The organism is Mariniphaga sp. (genome assembly GCF_041687215.1).
GTDB lineage: Bacteria > Bacteroidota > Bacteroidia > Bacteroidales > Prolixibacteraceae > Mariniphaga.
Genome location: NZ_JAWLCI010000036.1, coordinates 32696 through 51655 on the forward strand (window position 1 = coordinate 32696; position 18960 = coordinate 51655).

At 44.2% G+C, this 18960-nt stretch carries 13 protein-coding genes and 1 pseudogene; 11 read left to right on the forward strand and 3 right to left on the reverse strand.

Annotated elements, in window-relative coordinates:
• Positions 1 to 2 precede the first annotated feature (2 nt).
• Together ACESMA_RS13190 and ACESMA_RS13195 are read right to left on the reverse strand one after the other, a co-directional pair.
• The gene (locus ACESMA_RS13190) at positions 3 to 416 is read right to left on the reverse strand and encodes a hypothetical protein (RefSeq protein ID WP_372949303.1); all 414 of its coding nucleotides are present in this window, start codon (positions 414 to 416) and stop codon (positions 3 to 5) included.
• A gap of 7 nt (positions 417 to 423) precedes the next feature.
• Entirely contained in the window at positions 424 to 1347 is a 924-nt protein-coding gene (locus tag ACESMA_RS13195) for a hydroxypyruvate isomerase family protein (protein ID WP_372949304.1), read from the reverse strand.
• A gap of 167 nt (positions 1348 to 1514) precedes the next feature.
• On the opposite strand from ACESMA_RS13195, the gene ACESMA_RS13200 reads away from it, so the two are divergent.
• The 6 genes from ACESMA_RS13200 to ACESMA_RS13225 all read left to right on the forward strand — a co-directional run bounded on the left by ACESMA_RS13200 (position 1515) and on the right by ACESMA_RS13225 (position 9527).
• Positions 1515 to 2675, forward strand: a complete 1161-nt coding sequence (locus ACESMA_RS13200) for a Gfo/Idh/MocA family protein (protein ID WP_372949305.1) — start codon at positions 1515 to 1517, stop codon at positions 2673 to 2675.
• Between the two features lie 153 nt (positions 2676 to 2828).
• Positions 2829 to 3827, forward strand: coding sequence for a sugar phosphate isomerase/epimerase family protein (locus tag ACESMA_RS13205; RefSeq protein ID WP_372949306.1), 999 nt, complete (start codon positions 2829 to 2831; stop codon positions 3825 to 3827).
• Positions 3828 to 3991: 164 nt separating this feature from the next.
• On the forward strand, positions 3992 to 5299 hold the full coding sequence (locus ACESMA_RS13210) for a Gfo/Idh/MocA family oxidoreductase (RefSeq protein ID WP_372949307.1): 1308 nt from the start codon (positions 3992 to 3994) through the stop codon (positions 5297 to 5299).
• 60 nt (positions 5300 to 5359) lie between these two features.
• Positions 5360 to 6469, forward strand: a complete 1110-nt coding sequence (locus tag ACESMA_RS13215; protein ID WP_372949308.1) for an acyltransferase family protein — start codon at positions 5360 to 5362, stop codon at positions 6467 to 6469.
• A gap of 109 nt (positions 6470 to 6578) precedes the next feature.
• Entirely contained in the window at positions 6579 to 9356 is a 2778-nt protein-coding gene (gene polA / locus ACESMA_RS13220) for a DNA polymerase I (protein WP_372949309.1), read from the forward strand.
• 6 nt (positions 9357 to 9362) lie between these two features.
• Positions 9363 to 9527, forward strand: coding sequence for a hypothetical protein (locus ACESMA_RS13225; protein ID WP_372949310.1), 165 nt, complete (start codon positions 9363 to 9365; stop codon positions 9525 to 9527).
• Between the two features lie 11 nt (positions 9528 to 9538).
• On the opposite strand, the gene ACESMA_RS13230 is transcribed toward ACESMA_RS13225, so the two are convergent.
• The gene (locus tag ACESMA_RS13230; protein ID WP_372949311.1) at positions 9539 to 10246 is read right to left on the reverse strand and encodes a FadR/GntR family transcriptional regulator; all 708 of its coding nucleotides are present in this window, start codon (positions 10244 to 10246) and stop codon (positions 9539 to 9541) included.
• A gap of 150 nt (positions 10247 to 10396) precedes the next feature.
• Here ACESMA_RS13230 and ACESMA_RS13235 point away from each other — a divergent pair, with 150 nt between their 5' ends.
• From ACESMA_RS13235 to ACESMA_RS13255, 5 genes and pseudogenes are all read left to right on the forward strand, one after another.
• The gene (locus ACESMA_RS13235; RefSeq protein WP_372949312.1) at positions 10397 to 11047 is read left to right on the forward strand and encodes a carboxypeptidase-like regulatory domain-containing protein; all 651 of its coding nucleotides are present in this window, start codon (positions 10397 to 10399) and stop codon (positions 11045 to 11047) included.
• A 12-nt stretch (positions 11048 to 11059) separates the two neighbouring features.
• A pseudogene (locus ACESMA_RS13240) lies at positions 11060 to 13639 on the forward strand (SusC/RagA family TonB-linked outer membrane protein); the annotation flags it as partial.
• A gap of 12 nt (positions 13640 to 13651) precedes the next feature.
• Positions 13652 to 15136 (forward strand): RagB/SusD family nutrient uptake outer membrane protein, encoded by a 1485-nt coding sequence (locus ACESMA_RS13245; protein ID WP_372949313.1) that lies wholly within the window; start codon positions 13652 to 13654, stop codon positions 15134 to 15136.
• A 119-nt stretch (positions 15137 to 15255) separates the two neighbouring features.
• Positions 15256 to 16887 carry a sialidase family protein gene (locus ACESMA_RS13250; RefSeq protein ID WP_372949314.1) on the forward strand — a complete coding sequence of 544 codons (1632 nt, stop codon included), beginning with the start codon at positions 15256 to 15258 and terminating at the stop codon, positions 16885 to 16887.
• A gap of 150 nt (positions 16888 to 17037) precedes the next feature.
• Positions 17038 to 18858: a family 20 glycosylhydrolase gene (locus ACESMA_RS13255; protein WP_372949315.1), complete on the forward strand. Its 1821-nt coding sequence runs from the start codon at positions 17038 to 17040 to the stop codon at positions 18856 to 18858.
• Positions 18859 to 18960: the final 102 nt, after the last annotated feature.

Consider the following 18960-nt stretch of genomic DNA (forward strand, 5'->3'; position numbering starts at 1 on the left):
TTTTATTTCATTTTCGAAACAAAATAAAACAAAACTGCAGCAATGCCAAAGTAAATCAGCAACTTGTATTTTGGTGTAAAATTGGTTTCAGGTCCATTTAAAAACGGGCAACATTTTAAATAATGTACTGTAATAAAAGTGTTTCCGTCATTTTTTAAAAATACCGAATCCTGTATTTTTTTTGAATTGCCGGAGTAGGTTTTCCCGGCTACGCTAAATTCATACGCATAAACATACGTGTATTGATTTCTGATGGTCTCGTTTCTTTCGCCCATCTCGCGGCGGAAACTGGTAATTTTTGCTCGTGCCGGAGTGCCGGCCAGCCATAACACAGCTAAAAAAAATCCATAAAGCAGGAAAATTAAACCGACAAAACCAATAATAATTTTGCCGGCCGGAGTTCGTTTCTTTTTCATGGATGTTTTATACTTCAAACGAATCCACTTCTCGATATGCTTTAATCAGTTTCATTTCTCCTTCAGTACCTGGTTCAGCGTTACCGTGTTCCATGCCTACCACACCTTTAAACCCTTTGTCGTAGATGTGTTTAAACACATTTTTGTAGTTGATTTCGCCGGTTGTGGGTTCTTTTCGTCCCGGATTATCGCCTACCTGGAAATAGGCAATTTCATTCCATGTGAGATCGATGTTGTGAATCAGGTGGCCCTCGGTTTTCTGCATGTGGTATATATCATACAGAATTTTACAGGCCGGACTGTTCACCGCTTTGCAAATCAAGTACGTCTGATCTGATGTTTGCAAATACAAATCAGGCGAGTCGGAAAGTGGTTCCAAAACCATAGTTAATCCATGTGGTTCCAAAATTTCGGCACCCCGGCGCAGTGCTTCAATAACGTTGGCATCCTGAATTCCGATGGGTAATCTGCGCTCAAATGCGCCCGGCACCACGGTCATCCATTTGGCATTAACGCGTTTTGCAGCTTCAACCGATTGGCGGCATCCATCCAGGAAAATATCAACATTTTCCTTTTTCCCTGCCGCAAGGGTATTGGCCATATTTCCACCTTTTGGAACAACAAAAACCCCCATTGTCATTCCCAGTTTTTCAAGGGTTTCACCAATTTTTGTCTGAGTTGCCACATCACGTCCCAGCAACCCGTTATCTTCAAAAGCAGTAAAACCCTGATCGGCCATAAACTTTAGCTGGTCAATCAAATCATCGCCGGCACTGTTTTTAAACATACCGAAGTGTGGAGCGTAGTTCAATTTAAATTTGGTTTCATTCGACATAACAGATTCTGATTCCGTTGCGCCAAAAACACTACCAAGTCCTGCCACTGCCATTCCACTGGCTGCCGCATTTTTAATAAAATTCCTTCTTTCCATGGTTTATTGGTTTTAATTGTATTTAAATATGAATGGGCTAAAATAATGAATTGTTCCCGATTTTCATGCAAGGCAAGGCTTTTTTGAATTCACGCTTGTTTCCTTCTAAAAGAGTTGCTAATTTTAGGGTCAATTTTTTTTCTAAATCAACATAAACAATAATAGTTATGAATAGAAAACTCAGAATGGGAATGGTTGGCGGCGGAACAGATGCATTTATCGGAGCAGTTCATCGTCTGGCTGCATTTATGGATAACCAGATTGAACTGGTTTGCGGCTGTTTCAGTGTCGATCCGAAAATTTCAAAAGAATCAGGGAAATTGTATTATCTGCCTGAAAACCGCGTGTATGAAACCTACCGGGAAATGTTTGAAAAGGAAGCACAGCTTCCGGAAGGCGAACGGATGGACTTTGTTTCGATAGTTACTCCAAACTTTGTACACTTCGATCCAGCTATTATGGCACTGGACAACGGTTTTCATGTGGTCATCGACAAACCCATTACCTTTACGCTCGAAGAAGCTTTAAAGCTGAAAGAAAAGCTGGAAGAAACCGGCCTGACACTGGCACTGACCCACACTTACTCGGGTTACCCGGCTGTGAAACATGCCAAACAAATGGTAGCCGATGGAGAGTTGGGGAAAATCCGTAAGGTTTACGTGGAATATCCGCAAGGGTGGCTGTCGGCAAAAGTGGAAGACCAGGGCAATGCGCAGGCATCGTGGCGAACCGACCCGAAACGCTCGGGGAAAGCCGGCTGTATGGGCGATATTGGAACCCATGCTCACCATTTGGCCGAATACATTACCGGATTGAAAGTTACTGAACTGTGTGCCGAGCTGAATATTTTTGTACCAAACCGCCTGCTCGATGACGACGGGGCAGCCCTGCTTCGCTTTGAAAATGGCGCCCGTGGTGTTTTAATAGCTACCCAGGTGGCTGCCGGCGAAGAGAATGCCATCAAAATAAGGGTGTATGGAGAAAAGGGCGGACTGGAATGGTTCCAGCATGAACCCAACACACTTATTCTGAAATGGACGGACAAACCTGTTCAGATTTTGCGCGTTGGTACAAGCATGAACAGCGCCATTGCCGCGCACAATACGCGTACACCCGGCGGCCACCCGGAAGGTTATCTTGAAGCCTTTGCCAACATTTACCGCAACTTTGCCATGACTGTTATGGCGAATATGGATGGCACAGAGCCCTCTGCTGAAATGCTTGACTTCCCCGGCGTGGAAGATGGTATCCGCGGAATGCAGTTCATTGACACTGTGGTAAAAGCCGGTTACGATGATAACATAAAATGGGTGAAATTTGAAGAGTAAGAGCAGCCCCCTCTAACTCCCCGCCAGCTGGCGGGGGAGAATTAGGGGTTTCAAACAAAGAAATACGATAATAATTGATAAAAACCAAGGTCATTTCTTTCTCCCCTCTCTTTGGGAGAGGGGCTGGGGGAGAGGCTTATAAAACTAAAGAATATGTCACGACCAGTAACATTATTTACCGGACAATGGGCTGATCTTCCCATTGAAAAAATCTGTCAGAAAGCCAAATCGTTTGGCTACGACGGGCTTGAACTTTGCACCTGGGGCGACCACATGGAAATCGACAAAGCCGATCAGGCCTATTGCGACGAAAGGAAAGCGCTGTTGAAAAAATACGAACTGAAACTTTTTGCCATTTCCACCCATTTGGTGGGGCAATGTGTTTCTGACCCAATTGACGAGCGCCACAAAGGAATTTTGCCCGACTACATTTGGGGCGATGGCGACCCGGAAGGTGTTCGGCAACGGGCAGCAGAGGAAGTAATAAAAACGGCTAAAGTGGCTAAAATGCTGGGCCTCGATACAGTAATTGGTTTCACCGGAAGTCCAATCTGGCACATGCTCTACTCGTTTCCACCCGTTCCGAAAGGAAGGATTGAAAAAGGTTTTGAAGAGTTTGCTGAACGTTGGATTCCTATTCTGGATGAATTTCAGAAAATAGGGGTGAAATTTGCTTTGGAAGCCCACCCCACTGAAATTGCCTTCGACATCCACTCCGCACATCTTACATTAAAAGCGTTGAATAACCATCCCGCTTTCGGGTTTAATTACGATCCCAGCCACTTTGGTTACCAACATGTTGACTATGTGAAATTCATTTACGAATTTGCAGATCGCATTTTCCACGTGCACATGAAAGATTCCTACTGGAGCGATGTTCCCATGGGAATTGGAGTTTTCGGTGGCCATTCTGAGTTTGGCGACAACCGTCGCTACTGGAATTTCCGCAGCCTCGGTCGTGGGAAGGTGAATTTCGAAAACATTATCCGTGCACTGAATGACATCGGCTACAACGGACCACTTTCAGTAGAATGGGAAGACAGCGGCATGAACCGCGAAGCTGGCGCCACCGAAGCCTGCCAGTTTGTAAAAAATATCGATTTTGAACCATCAGATGTGGCATTTGACGATGCCATGCAGAAGGAGAAATAGTCAGAAGTCGGGAGTCAGAAGTTTGAATTGGTATTAACTTCCGACTTCCAGCTTCGCGCTTCGGGCAAAATATTAACTAAAATCCAATGGAATTCAGATATAAGATTTCGTGCTTTTTTTATCTTCCGACTTCGGACTTCTGACTTCCAGCAATCTTTACGAATATGACAAACAGAAGAAGTTTTATTAAGAAGTCGGCACTTGCCACCGCTGCGGTGGGTGCAACTGCTTCAATGCCACTGGCTTCATGTATGGGAGCCAACGAAAAACTGGTATGTGGATTAATTGGTGCAAAAGGAATGGGATTTTCTGATCTCCAGGCATTTCTTCGCCAACCCAATACCGAATGTGCTGCCATTTGCGATGTGGATGAAAACGTATTAAATCAGCGTATTGCCGACACCGAAAAAATTCAGGGATACAAACCCAAAGGTTTTAAAGATTTCCGGAAGCTGCTGGAAGAGCCCGGAATCGATTTAATCATCATCGGAACACCCGATCACTGGCACTGCATTCCGTTTGTGAATGCGGCCCAGGAAGGAAAGCACATTTTTTGTGAAAAACCACTGGCCAATTACATCGAAGAGTTGAACATTATGGAACGCGCTGCCAAACGCTACGGAAACGTGGTGCAGGTAGGGCAGTGGCAACGCAGCGACAAACACTGGCAGGATGCGGTAAAATTTGTTCATTCAGGAGCACTGGGAAAAATTCGTAGTGTTCGCACCTGGTCGTACCAGGGCTGGATGAAATCCGTTCCTGTTGTTCCCGACAGCGAAGTTCCGGCTGGTGTTGATTATGATTTCTGGCTGGGGCCCGCGCCAAAACGTCCGTTCAACAAAAACCGTTTTCATTTCACATTCCGTTGGTTTTGGGATTATGCAGGCGGAATGATGACGGACTGGGGCGTGCATATCATCGATTATGCTTTGTTTGGGATGAACGCCAAAGCGCCCAAATCGGTGATGGCCATGGGCGGCAAATTTGCCTACCCGGAAGATGCCTGTGAAACACCTGATACCCAGCAGGCATTATATGAATTCGACGGCTACACCATGCTGTGGGACCACGGAATTGGAATTGACGGTGGTTACTACGGTCGCTCGCATGGTGTTGGTTTTGTGGGCAATAACGGAACGCTGGTGGTTGACCGTGGTGGCTGGGAAGTGATTCCCGAAGGCGGCGACAACCCGGCCATGGAACGGGTGGAACTGCAAAAAGGCGATGGTCAGGGTTTGAACAACCACATGAAAAACTTCATCGACTGTATTAAAGACCGGGACAAAGTGCCTAATACCAGTATTGAAATTGCGGCCAACACAGCCCGTGTTTGCCACCTTGGAAACATTGCCTTTAAAACCGGTCGCCGGTTATACTGGGATGCTGATAACAGCAAATTCATTGGCGACGATGATGCCAATAGCTATTTGGTACCTCAATACCGCGCTCCCTGGGAATTACCCAAAGTGTAATTATTTTTGGATTGGTCATACTATCATTTAAAATGATGGTATGACTAATTTTTTTTTAATATGAATACACCTTCACGCCTTTGGTACATCGATAACCTCCGGATTTTCCTTATAAGCCTGGTGGTACTGCACCACCTTTCCATTACTTATGGCGCTCCCGGCGACTGGTATTATAACGAAACCGAGGCCGGGTTTCCGGAAATTATTCCCATGCTGATGTTTGTGCTCACCAACCAGTCGTTTTTTATGGGAATGTTCTTTTTTGTTTCGGCCTTTTTTATTTTGCCCTCATTGAAACGAAAAGGAACCGGCAGGTTTTTAAAAGACAGATTAATCCGGTTGGGAATTCCGCTCCTGCTGTTCTATTTTATTTTGTCTCCTCTCACTGTTTTTCTTCTTAATCGTTTTATTCAGGACAATGAGGTTTCGTTGGTTGATTTCTGGATAAATCAAAAAGGAACTGGTTTTGGACCCTTATGGTTTGTGGAAGCATTACTGCTTTTTACACTAATATTTTTATTGGTAAAACCGTTAAAAGTGAACCGGAAAATTCCTTTCCCCGGAACGTTTACCATTCTATTGGCTGCAATCATAACAGGTTTTCTTCAATACGTTATTCGCATTTGGCTTCCTGTTGGATGGAGTATGCCGTTTACCAATTTTCAGTTCCCGTTTTTTTTGCAGTATATTTTTCTTTTTGTTTTGGGAATTGTAGCTTACAAAAATAACTGGCTCGATTCAATCACTTTTAAAACCGGAAGAAATTGGTTTCTGTTTGCCCAGTTTATTTTATTTATTGTATTCCCGTCGATTTTTATTTTGGGAGGGTCTTTCGAAGAGGCTGATTTGTTTATGGGCCGGGGTACCTGGCAAAGTGCAGGCTATGCCATTTTGGAACAGGTGTTGGGTTTCTCCCTGATATTTGGTCTTTTGGGAATGGCTAAAAAATTTGTAAACCGGCAGGGAAATTTCGCCCGGCAATTATCCGACAGCGCTTACGGGGTTTTTGTTTTTCATGCTCCGGTAATTGTTGCCATCAGTATTGCGTTTGCCGGCTGGCAAAATTCGCCGCTGATGAAATTTATTGTGCTGGCGCCTCTTGCATTAACTGCCTGTTTTGTACTGGCCTGGCTTATTAAAAAAATTCCGGGTGTCAGAAAAATATTCTAAGGGATTAAGCGGAATATTCAACGTTGATTTGTTGCTTTTATAAATCCCGATAAATGGAATCGACCGTTCACCGGCAATTTTTTTAAATTTGTGTTCAAATAAATTGATTATGACTGAAAACAACCCAAAAAAACTTTTTTTGCTTGATGCCTATGCATTGATTTACCGCAGTTACTTTGCTTTTATCCGCAACCCGCGTTTCAACTCGAAAGGGGTGAATACTTCTGCTATGCTGGGTTTTGTGAATACCCTGGTTCAGTTGCTCGAAAACGAAAATCCGCATTATATTGGCGTGGTTTTCGATGTAAATGCCCCAACTTTCAGGCACGAAATATTTAAAGAGTACAAAGCCAACCGTGAAGTTATGCCCGAGGATTTAAGGAGGTCGATTCCGTACATCCGTAAGATTATCGAAGCTTTCAATATTCCGATTATTGAAATGGAAGGTTTTGAAGCTGATGATGTGATTGGTACACTGGCAAAAAAAGCGATAAAAGAGGGATTCGATACCTACATGATGACTCCTGATAAAGATTATGCACAGTTGGTGGAAGATCATATTCGAATGTATAAACCGGCCAAAAGTGGCGGTACTGCTGAGGTTTGGGGAATTGAAGAGGTAAAAAAGAATTTCGGAATTGAAAATACAGAACAGGTTATTGACATTCTTGGATTAATGGGCGACAGTTCCGACAATATTCCCGGTTGTCCGGGTATTGGTCCGAAAACGGCTGAAAAGCTTATTGCTGAATTTGGTAGTATTGACGGAATTTATGAAAACATCGACAAACTGAAGGGCAAACAAAAAGAGAATTTGCTGGAATTTAAAGAACAGGTTTACCTTTCACGCAAATTGGTTACTATTATCCAGGATGTTCCTATTGAATTCGATAAAAAAGGCCTTACCCGCGATGAAATAAACAAGGAGGCGTTAAAAGCGATCTTTCAGGATTTGGAATTCCGGACTCTGGCCGAACGCCTCAACCTGGAGGAAGTAAAAGCCGACAAAGCTGTTCAGCAAACGTTATTTGGCGAAGTAGAAACTACTCAGCCGATCTCAACCAAAAAGGAAAACATCGAAACAGTTCCCCATCAGTATTATCTGGTTGAAAACGAAATGCAGCGGGCAAGCCTGCGTGCAGAACTTTCAATTACAGATGCATTTTGTTTTGACACCGAAACCACCGGGCTCGATACGCATTCATCTGAAATTGTGTGTATGTCGTTTGCTTTTCGCAAGCACGAAGCCTATTGTGTTTTACTCCCTAAAAAAAGGGACGAAGCCCAAAAGGTGCTGGATGAATTCAGGGAAGTTTTTGCCGATGAAAACATCATGAAAATCGGGCAAAATCTAAAATACGATATGCTGATGCTTGGAAATTACGGCATTGAGGTGAGTGGAAAACTGTACGATACCATGCTGGCTCATTATCTTATTCAACCCGAACAGAAACACAACCTTGACCACTTGTGCGAAATCTATCTTAATTATGAAAAGGTACATACCGAAAGCCTCATTGGTAAAAAGGGGAAAAATCAGTTGAATATGCGGTCGGTTCCCAACGAAAAACTGCGCGACTATGCCTGCGAAGATGCCGATTTGACGTTCAGGCTGAAAGATGCCATCGACCCCGAACTGGACAAATATGAAATGCGCGAACTGTTTGAAACTATTGAAATGCCTCTGGTTCCGGTACTGGTGCACATGGAGCAGGCCGGTGTAAAACTGGATACCGAAGTGTTGAAGGAATACGCTGTAAGATTGCGCGAACAAATTATTCAGGTTGAAAAGGAGATTTTTGACCTGGCAGGAGAAGAGTTCAATATTTCATCACCCAAACAAATGGGCCCCATTCTTTTTGAAAAACTGAAAATTTCGCCGGAAGGAAGTGCCAAAAAAACAAAAACCAAACAGTATTCCACCTCCGAGGAAGTTTTGGTAAAACTGGCCGATAAACATCCTATCATCAATAAGATTCTGGAATTCCGTGGATTGAAAAAGCTGCTCTCAACTTATGTGGAAGCATTACCTTTACTGGTAAACTCAAAAACAGGAAAATTGCATACATCATACAACCAGGCTATTACATCAACGGGACGGTTAAGTTCAGTAAATCCCAACCTGCAAAACATCCCTATCCGCGACGAAAACGGAAGAGAAATCCGGCGGGCGTTTATTCCATCTGATGCGGAGCACACTTTCCTTTCAGCCGATTATTCGCAAATTGAACTGCGGATTATGGCGGCGTTGAGTCAGGACGAAGAGATGCTGAAAGCGTTCAACGAAGGAAAAGACATTCATGCCATAACAGCCGCTAAGATTTATAAGATTCCTGAAAATGAAGTTACTTCTGAGATGCGACGCAAAGCAAAAACCGCCAACTTTGGAATTATTTATGGTATTTCGGCTTTTGGTTTGGCACAACGGCTGAATATTCCGCGTACCGAAGCCAAAGAATTAATCGACGGTTATTTCGAAAACTTCCCGAAGATTAAAGCATTCATGGATAAACAAATAGAATTGGCAGGAAAGAAAGGGTTCGTGCAAACAATTAAAGGACGAAAGCGTTATTTAAATGACATTAATTCAGCCAATGCGGTGATGCGTGGAATGGCGGAACGGAACGCAATAAATGCGCCCATTCAGGGTTCGGCTGCAGACATAATTAAAGTGGCTATGATAAACATATTTGAAAAGTTCAAAAATGAAAAGTTGAAATCGAAAATGGTTTTGCAGGTACACGATGAATTGAACTTTGATGTTTATAAAACCGAGTTGGAAAAAGTAAAACAAATTGTAAAAGACGAAATGGAACATGCCGTTGAACTTGAGGTGCCACTTACAGTGGAAATGAGTGCCGCAGAAAACTGGCTTGATGCTCATTAATTTTGTATGCAAAGAATTACCGAAATAGAAACAGAAGAAGAGTACCGGGAAGCCCTCAACCGCTTTATCGAATTATGCGAATCGCAGAAAACCGATGAAGACCTGAAAGAATTGCTCCTGATTACCGATTTAATGGAAAAATACGAAAGGGCAAACTGCGGAGGCAATTAGAATTGTCAAGATTATTCATATAACCGTTGAAAATGGTTCTCCAAATGTTTTCTCATAGCCGAGCGAAATTCGTCAGCCGTACCGTTTTTTAAAACATCTACCAATCCCTGGTGTGAAACGTGGGTTTTTCTTTGAATGGGTTTGTTAACCAGGCCACTGTCGTACATGTAGTTAAATACCGGCAGGAGAATCTGTTGGAATTTTTTCAGCGTCTCGTTTTTGGCAATTTCATATAATTTTCCGTGGAATTTTATTTCGTGCTCAATATCAAAAAGCACATCATCCGATTTTTCAGGTTCAATTTTGATGATTCGCTCCAGTTCGGTAATATCTTCCGGGGTTATATGTTGAAAAATCAGGTCGGCCATTCCTATTTCTATTACCAGACGAAGTTCAAAAATATCCTTTAAGGTACTGTTGTCCAGCATACGCGGAATCATCGACTTTCCCAAAAGCGCTGAAAGATCTGGACTTTTAATAATTGTACCCTTGTGTTTCACCGCCTCAATAATTCCCAGTGTTTTCAACCGTGTTAAGGACTCACGTACTACAGTGCGGCTAACGCCCATGGCACTGGCCAGTTCCATTTCTTTGGGAATCACATCGCCGGGTTTATACTCTTTTTTAATAAAAAAATCAATCAGGTTCATTTCAACCTTGTCAACCAGGCTGCGGGTATCAATGGTTGCTAAATATTCTGCTGTGCCTTGTGAATTCATATCTTACAATATACTAGCTGATTTAAGCGGTTCTAAAAATTCCTACAAATTTCAAAAAAATTTTGCAAATAAAAATTAATTAATATATTTGCATGGTATTATGTAGGACATAATGCAAATATAGAAATAAAATTATTAAAAAAGTAGCTTATGAAAAGTTTCATGCAAAAAATGCTAAAATTTCGCTGGGTTGCAGTGTTAATGCTTCTTAGCGGACAAGTATTTGCCCAAAAAGACATTACCGGAACGGTTACTGATGCAGCTACCGGAGAGCCTCTCCCCGGAGTTTCCATTGTTATTTCCGGTACAACAATGGGTACAATTTCCGATTTTGACGGTAACTTTAGTATTACCGTTCCTGAAGAAAACAATCAACTGGAATTTTCCATGATTGGGTATTCCAGAAAAGCGGTAGCTCTTGATGGTGTTACTATGTTGAATGTGACGCTTCAGGAAAGCACCACAGCATTGGAAGAAATTGTGGTAACGGGTTACAGCACCCAGTCGCGTGCCGAGATGACCACCTCAATTTCTAAACTGGATACCAAAAACCTGGAAAGTGTTCCGCGTTCAAATGCCGCAACTGCATTGCAGGGAACCATTGCCGGTTTAAAAGTAACCCAGACCACCGGTCAGCCGGGTTCTACGCCCAGCATGGTGGTTCGCGGGGGTACCAGCTTCTCGGGAACAGGTAGTCCGCTTATTCTCATTGACGGAGTGCCTGGTTCATTCTATGCCTTGAACGCCGACGATATTGAATCAATGGAGGTTTTGAAAGATGCCGCATCTACAGCCATTTAAGGGGCAAGGGCTGCCAACGGCGTTATTCTGGTTACAACCAAAAAAGGAAAAGCCGGTACTTCAAACGTAAGCCTCAGAGCAAAATTTATCAGCAATCAGCGTCGCGAAGACCCAATGGATTATCTGGGTGCGAGAGATTATGTACATTTTAACCGGTTGGCAATTAAACACGCTCAGGATGTGATGGGCTATGCCTGGTTGAATCAGTTCTTAACGGGAGCAAATGCTGCCGGTACAGGAAACAATACCACCAATTCGCTTTACACCACTATGGTTTTATCGGATGACAATCGCTATTTACTCGATTACGAAGGGTGGCAAACCATGGAAGATCCTGTAAATCCGGGAACCATGCTTATTTTCCAGGAAAATAAAATGAATGAATTGTTCTATCAGGACAGCTACGCACAGGATTATACATTGTCCTTCGATGGCGGAAACGACAAAGGAACTTACTATCTGGGGCTGGGTTTTCTGGATGACAAAGGGCTGGTTTTTGGTTCTGACTTTGACCGTTATTCAGGAACCTTTAATGCTTCATATAAATTGTCGGAAGCTTTAAAAGTGTCATCCAACATTATTTATGCGCATTCGAGCCAGGCGTTACCGTTTGATTCTGAATATAACCTGTTTCAGCGGACAGCCGGTTTGTCGCCTACTTCGCGCATTTACTACAATAATCCCGATGGAAGTCTTTCAGATGATTATCATCCCGGAACGTACCTGGGCTTTGGTAACCCGCTTTATTACCAGGATAAATTTGTTCGTTCGAATTTGGAACAACGACTAACGGGTTCCGTTCAGTTTGATTATACTTTCCTGAAAAACTTTACACTGACCGCTCGTGGAAGCCATTTCACCATTAACAATTCCAACGAATCGTTTAATAAAGCTTACCTTAATTCCGGAAGTTTGAATACTGAAAGACGTGCCGCAGCATCGCACGCACGCACACTTCGCAATCAGGTAACTGCCATGTTAAATTATCGCAATTCGTTTGCCGGGGTACACAACGTAACTGCACTGGTGGGAACTGAATATTTTGTGGAAAAATATTTCGCTTTTAGTGCTGCTACCCGTTTGTCGCCTACCGACCTGATTTATACCATGAATGTGGGTTCTGAAGCTGCCGGTATTCCAAGTTCTTCGAGAACAGGATACGAAATTGCATCGTTGTTTGGCCAGGCCAATTACGATTTTGACTATAAATATTTGTTTGGCCTAACCTTCCGTTACGACGGAACTTCACGACTTGGGAACAATAAATACGGCTTTTTCCCCGGGGTTTCTGCCGGGTGGAATGTGCACAACGAAGATTTTTTCCAACGGTCGAAGGTGAACGATATCGTGAGCAAATTAAAACCGAGGGTGAGTTACGGTGTAAACGGAAACATCGACATTTTGAGCAACTTCGGCGTGTTCGGAAGCTACGGTCAAACCGCTGTTTACGATACGCAAACCGGTTATGCCAACAACGGACTTCCTCTGCTCGATTTGAGGTGGGAACGCTCAACAACCCTGAACATGGGGCTGGATGTTGGTTTGTTCGATAACCGTGTGAGTCTGATTTCCGACTTCTTTATCCGCGACGTTCAGGATAAACTGGCCGGATTAACCCTTCCGCTGTGGACAGGATTTTCATCCATTCAAACCAATAACGGTACGTTGCAAAACCGCGGTATTGAACTGGAGCTGGATGCCAACGTAGTAAAAACAGCAGATATAAACTGGAATCTTGGACTTACTTATTACCGGGTACGTAACTTTGCCAAACAGCTTCCCGACAACGGAGTGGAGAAAAACAGGCAGGGAGGAACTGAAATTTACGACCCGGCAACCGGCGGAACAATATACGTTGGTGGTTTACAGGAAGGCGAACGTGTGGGTTACGATGTGGTTACCGCCTATGTGTTTGAAGGTGTGTATAAAACACAGGCCGATATTGATGAACACGCTGGCAGAATTGTGGAGTTTGCACAGGATAAAGATACCCGCTTTTTAGGCGATACCCGCTGGAAAGATTTGAATGGCGATAACGTAATCAATTACCTCGACCGTGAAGTTATTGGAAGAAGAACTCCTGATTTTACCGGAGGTTTAACATCTGATTTCAGCTATAAAAACTTTAATCTGTATGTGAAAACCGATTTCACTCTTGGTCATTACATTATCAATGGTCGCCGGGTTAAGGGAATTTCACAAACTCAGGGAAACCAGAACGGACCGCTGGAAATCAGAGATACCTGGACACCAGATAATCCGGATGCTGATATTCCGATATTTACACTGGTTGACCGCCAGCGTAACCACCTGGCTGCCGGTTTCGACCAGGGTTCCATGGACCAAAGCAGTTCAAGGATGTGGGAAAAAGGCGACTATCTGGCCTTGCGCGAAGTTACGCTCAGTTACAACCTCGATGGAGAAATCGTAAATAATCTTGTTAAAAACATGAGGCTTTACCTTTCAGGTTCCAATCTGGCCTATTTTAACGGTTTCTCCGGAAGTTCACCCGAAGAATCAGGTGATGGAATCGACATGGGAAGGTTCCCGCTGCCGCGCACAATCACTTTAGGCGTAAACGTAAACTTTTAAAAATTGGGAATTATGAAGAAATACATCATATTATTAATAGCCGTTGCTTTTCTGGGTTCATGCGAACTCGATATGCAACCTGAAAGTCAGTTGACTTACAATGGATTCTGGGACACCGAAGAAGCTGCCAAAGCAGCCCACACCGGTATTTATGCCAGCTACCGCAACTACGATTTCACCCTTTGGCGTATGGGCGAAGTTCGCTCTGATGTTTGGGGTGGAAACACTTTTGCCAATTCGCCCAACGACATCGAATTAGTTGCCAATAATATCAGCACTTCCATCGTGCATTTTGGCAATTGGGCAAATTTCTACGGATTGCTTCATTACATAAACGATTTTATAAAAAGTGCACCCGACGTGCCGTTTAAAAGCGAAGCCGAAAAAAATCACATGCTTGGCCAGGTTTACGGTTTGAGGGCGCAAATTTATTACACCATGCTTAAGGCCTGGGGCGATGTACCCATTAGCACCGAACCACTTTTGGAAGTGGATTTGGAAAAACTGAAAAAACCACGTGCGCCAAAAAGTGAAGTTATGCAATTGGTAAAAGACGATATTGAAACTTCGCTGAACTATTTTGGAAACGACAACAGTTTATGGCAAGGTAAAAGAATTTACTGGTCGAAGGCGGCAACACTCGCACTTAAAGGCGATGCCTATTTGTGGTCGGGAAAAGTGCTCGGTGGAGGTAATTCCGATTTCAATGAGGCAAAAACTGCACTGGAACAGATAACCGGCTTCGACCTTGTTGATTACAGCAACCTCTGGGGACAGCAAAATGAGAACAATAACGAATTTATTTTCACACTGGATTACCAGCAGGATCAGGCAAGCAATTTTTACGGAACCTATTTTACCACCAGGGCTGTGGATATTGATGTTTTGTATGACGAAAACGGCAATTCGCTGAGTGGTTTTGTTGTAAACGGATTAAGCCGTTACGGCGCATCAGACAAATCGCTTTTGTTGCTGGATGATACCCTGGACCAACGCCGGAACACGTTTCTTCGCGTGTACGAAGATGGAAATGTTCATATTCCTTATCAGGCCGGAAACCCCAGCTATCAAGGCTCAGTTCTGAATAAATTTCTTGGCATTATTGGTGACGATGGTTCGCGCTGGAGCTTCAATAATGTTCCGGTGTACCGTTACGCCGATGTATTGTTGATGCTGGCTGAAGCGAAAAATAATCTCGGACAGGATCCCTCTGCAGAAATTAATAGGGTTCGTGAACGGGCTTACGGCGATAATTTTGACGGACACGAGTTTACAAACGGTTCGTATGAACAAAACAAAAAAGCCATTCTCGACGAGCGCTACAAAGAATTTATTGGCGAAGGCAAAAGGTGGTGGGATTTGGTTCGCGCAGGCGATGGAATCGTTTTCAACGAAGTGGCCACACTCGACGCTTCAGAGGCCTATAAAATTTACTACTCGATTTCACAGTCGATGCTGGCCAACGATTCAGAACTCACACAAACCGAAGGATATTAGTTTATACCGCAGAAAAACAATTTTTTTCATAGGTTGGTTTTTTTATGAATTGAAGGCTCAAACGGGCCTTCAATTCTCTTATTTTTCACTATTTTCAAAGCTCAGTAAAGCAAATCGAAATGAACAAATTATTCGTTTTATTTTTTTTGACAACCGTTTTATTTTCTTGCGGAAAAGAAGAGAAAGTGCCTGAATTCAGCACCAGTTCAATCCATCTCAATCGCGTTCCGTTGTTTGTTAGCCGCGAAAATCCGGATGTACTGCATGTTAAAATCTCCGTACCCGATAGCGGGAAAACCTACCAATTAGCCACTACAACATTTTATTTTGGCGAAAGAAGTAGTTCCGGTATGCTGGAAACAGTTAACATTAATCACTTAAAAGATGGCGAAGAACAATTCGAACCCATTGCAGGTAACGGTTTGCAACTGCAGGACAATAGTGCAGAAGTGGATGCAACAGCCGAAATCGGCCCCGGCAACCATACCCTTTCTTTCGGTTTTCAGGTGAAAGATGACGCAGTTCTTACCGAAAGTTTTTCCATTCAAAATGTCGAACTTCGGTTTGATGATGGCTCTGTGTTGAACCTCGAAACCGGTTCTGAATTTACTTTCCGCCCGGCCAAGGTGGTTCGTGCTGCCGGACAGGACAACTGCGACACCTACCGCATTCCTGGAATGGTAACCACCAACGAAGGAACGCTCATTGCCGTTTATGATAACCGGTACAACAACAGCAAAGATTTGCAGGAAGATATTGACGTGGGCATGAGCCGCAGCACCGACGGCGGACAAAACTGGGAACCCATGCGCGTGATTATGGACATGGGCGAATGGGGCGGAAATCCTGAACGCCTGAACGGCATTGGCGACCCGGCAGTTTTGTACGACCACACCACCGGAACCATTTGGGTGGCTGCACTTTGGATTAGCGGCTTTTCCGAAACCGACATGCTTTGGTGGGCGTCGAAACCGGGGATGAAACCCACCGAAACCGGGCAATTTGTGCTGGTAAAAAGTACCGACGACGGCCTCACCTGGTCGGAGCCCATAAACATTACCGAACAGATTAAAGACCCTGCCTGGCAATTGTTTTTTCAGGGTCCGGGTGCAGGAATCACATTAGACGACGGTACACTGGTTTTTCCGGCGCAGTTTAAAGCCGACATTGGCGAAAAAGCGCTTGACGGAGGACAGTATACCGCTCATTCCACCATCGTTTACAACAAAGACGGCGGCGAAACCTGGCACGTTGGCACCGGCGCCAAGCCCAATACCACCGAGGCACAGGTAGTGCAACTGGCTGACGGCAGCCTGATGCTCAACATGCGCGACGACCTCAACCGCCGCGTGAAAGATGAAACCAACGGACGGGCAGTAGCCGTTACCAGCGATTTGGGCGAAACCTGGACAATCCATCCGTCCTCCAATTCAGCATTGCAAGAGCCCAACTGCATGGCCAGCATAATTGATACGTATGTGGAAGCGGAAGGCCAAAAACAACAAGTGCTGTTCTTCTCCAACCCCAACGATAAAGAGGCCCGTATAAACATGACCATCAAAGCCAGTCTTGACCAGGGACATACCTGGCCCGAAGAATACCAGGTTTTGCTGAATGAAAAGCAGGGTTTTGGTTATTCCTGCATGACCATGGTGGATGAAAATACCGTGGGCATTTTATACGAAGGAGCCAAAGAGCTTTATTTTCAAAAGGTTCCCGTTGAAGAGTTGCTGAAAGGTGCGCTAAAGTAAATCATTGTGAATATTCACTCAAAACATATTGCAATTTTTCTGATTGTTATTACTGCCTTTTTATTTGGTAGGTGCAATTCTGAAAAATCCGTTCAGCCTCCATTAATTCCGAAGCCACAGAGCATTGAGTGGAATGATCAGACATTTAATATGGCCGACAGCAGCAGCCGGTTTGTGCAGCGGATTGTTCCGCAACTCGATGAGATTCCGCTGAATGAAAACGAAGCCTACACATTGGATGTAACATCCGATTCGCTGATTCTTTCCGCTTTAACCGAAGAAGGACTGTTCCGCGGGTTACAAACCGTAAAACAACTGGCGTATTCTCAAAATGGCAGGCGCAATGTTGCCGGATGCAGCATCCGCGACTGGCCGGCATTCCACATCCGCGGTTTTATGCAGGATGTGGGAAGGAATTTTCAGCCTGTGGAAATGTTGAAAGAGCAAATCGATGTGCTGGCAGCCTACAAATTCAACACGTTTCATTTTCATGTTACTGACAACCCGGGCTGGCGCCTCGAAAGCAAAAAATACCCGCAGTTGAATTCCCCGGAATCCATGAGCCGTTGGCCGGGAAAATATTATACACAGGAAGATTTTAAAGAACTGGTGGATTATTGTTACGAACGAAAAATTACCCTCATCCCGGAGTTCGATTTACCCGGCCACAGTGCGGCTTTCCGAAAGGTTTTCGGGTTTGAAACCATGAGCGACCCGCGTGTGCAGCCGGTTTTAATCGATTTGATTGATGAACTGGTGAGTTTGGTATCGTCTGAAAAAATGCCTTACATTCACCTTGGCACCGACGAGGTTTGGCACAGTTATGAAGAACCGTCGCCTACGCTTTTGCCGGCGCTGATGGAACGGGTAACGCAATATCACGGCCGCGAACTCATTGTTTGGCGTCCGGGCTATCACATCGAAGGCGATTCGGTTTCCATCACACAACTTTGGTCGTCAAACGGTTATCCCAAACCGGGCCACTGTTACCTCGATTCACGGCTCAATTACCTCAACCACCTCGACCCGCTGGCCGGTATTCCGCAGTTGTATTTCGAACGCATCAACGGCGCAGCCCATGGCGATTCGCTACGCATGGGCGGCATACTTTGTAACTGGAATGATAACCTCGTTGCCAATGAATACGATGCCATCCGTAACAATCCGGTTTATCCGGGAATCGTAACCTACAGCGAAACTTCATGGACTGGCCAGTCCGAAGATTTTGGCGAAAAATACCTGGCGAAATTTCCGTCTCAAAATGAATCAGCCTTTCAAAAATACGTTGACTTTGAAGAGCGATTGATAAAACACCGCGATTTGTATTTTCAGGATAAACCGTTTCCGTATGTGAAACAAACTCATATTCAGTGGCGCATTGCCGGCCCGTTCAACCACGAAGGAGATGTAAATAGAAAATTTCCGCCCGAAGATTCCATAGCTTCGGAATATGTGGTGGATTCAGAAAAATATAGCTGGTCTGAGCCAGTAACCGGCGGAACAGTTCATCTTACCCATTTTTTTGGGTATCCTTCGTTTTTCCCAAAAGAAACGGGAACGTATTACGCTTTTACCCGCATTTGGTCACCGGCGAATCAAACCGTGGGTGTCTGGATTGGTTTTCATGACTGGTCGCGCTCGGGCGGACGACGTGGCGGGCCATTCCCAAATCAGGGACAATGGCACAACACCAACCCGCAGGTTCGGGTAAACAGCAAAGTTATTTCGCCGCCGGTTTGGGAAAACCCCGGATTGGAGGCCAGCACCGAAGAAATTCCGTTTTCCGACGAAAACTATTTTTTCCGCGAGCCTGCCCAAATTCAACTGAAAAAAGGATGGAACGAAGTGTTGTTAAAAATACCGGTGAAAGAAAACTCGTGGAAAAGAATGTTCACCTTTGTACCGGTTGAAGCTCAAAATGGTAATGCGAAGGAAGTGGAAGAATTAAAGTTTTCACCAGAGATTTTTTAAATTAAATAATATGAAACCCACATGACAAATTTTTGACACCCACGAGAATGAAAATTGGGTGCGCTGCGGGCGACACCATTTTTATTGAGTATTCGTAACTTA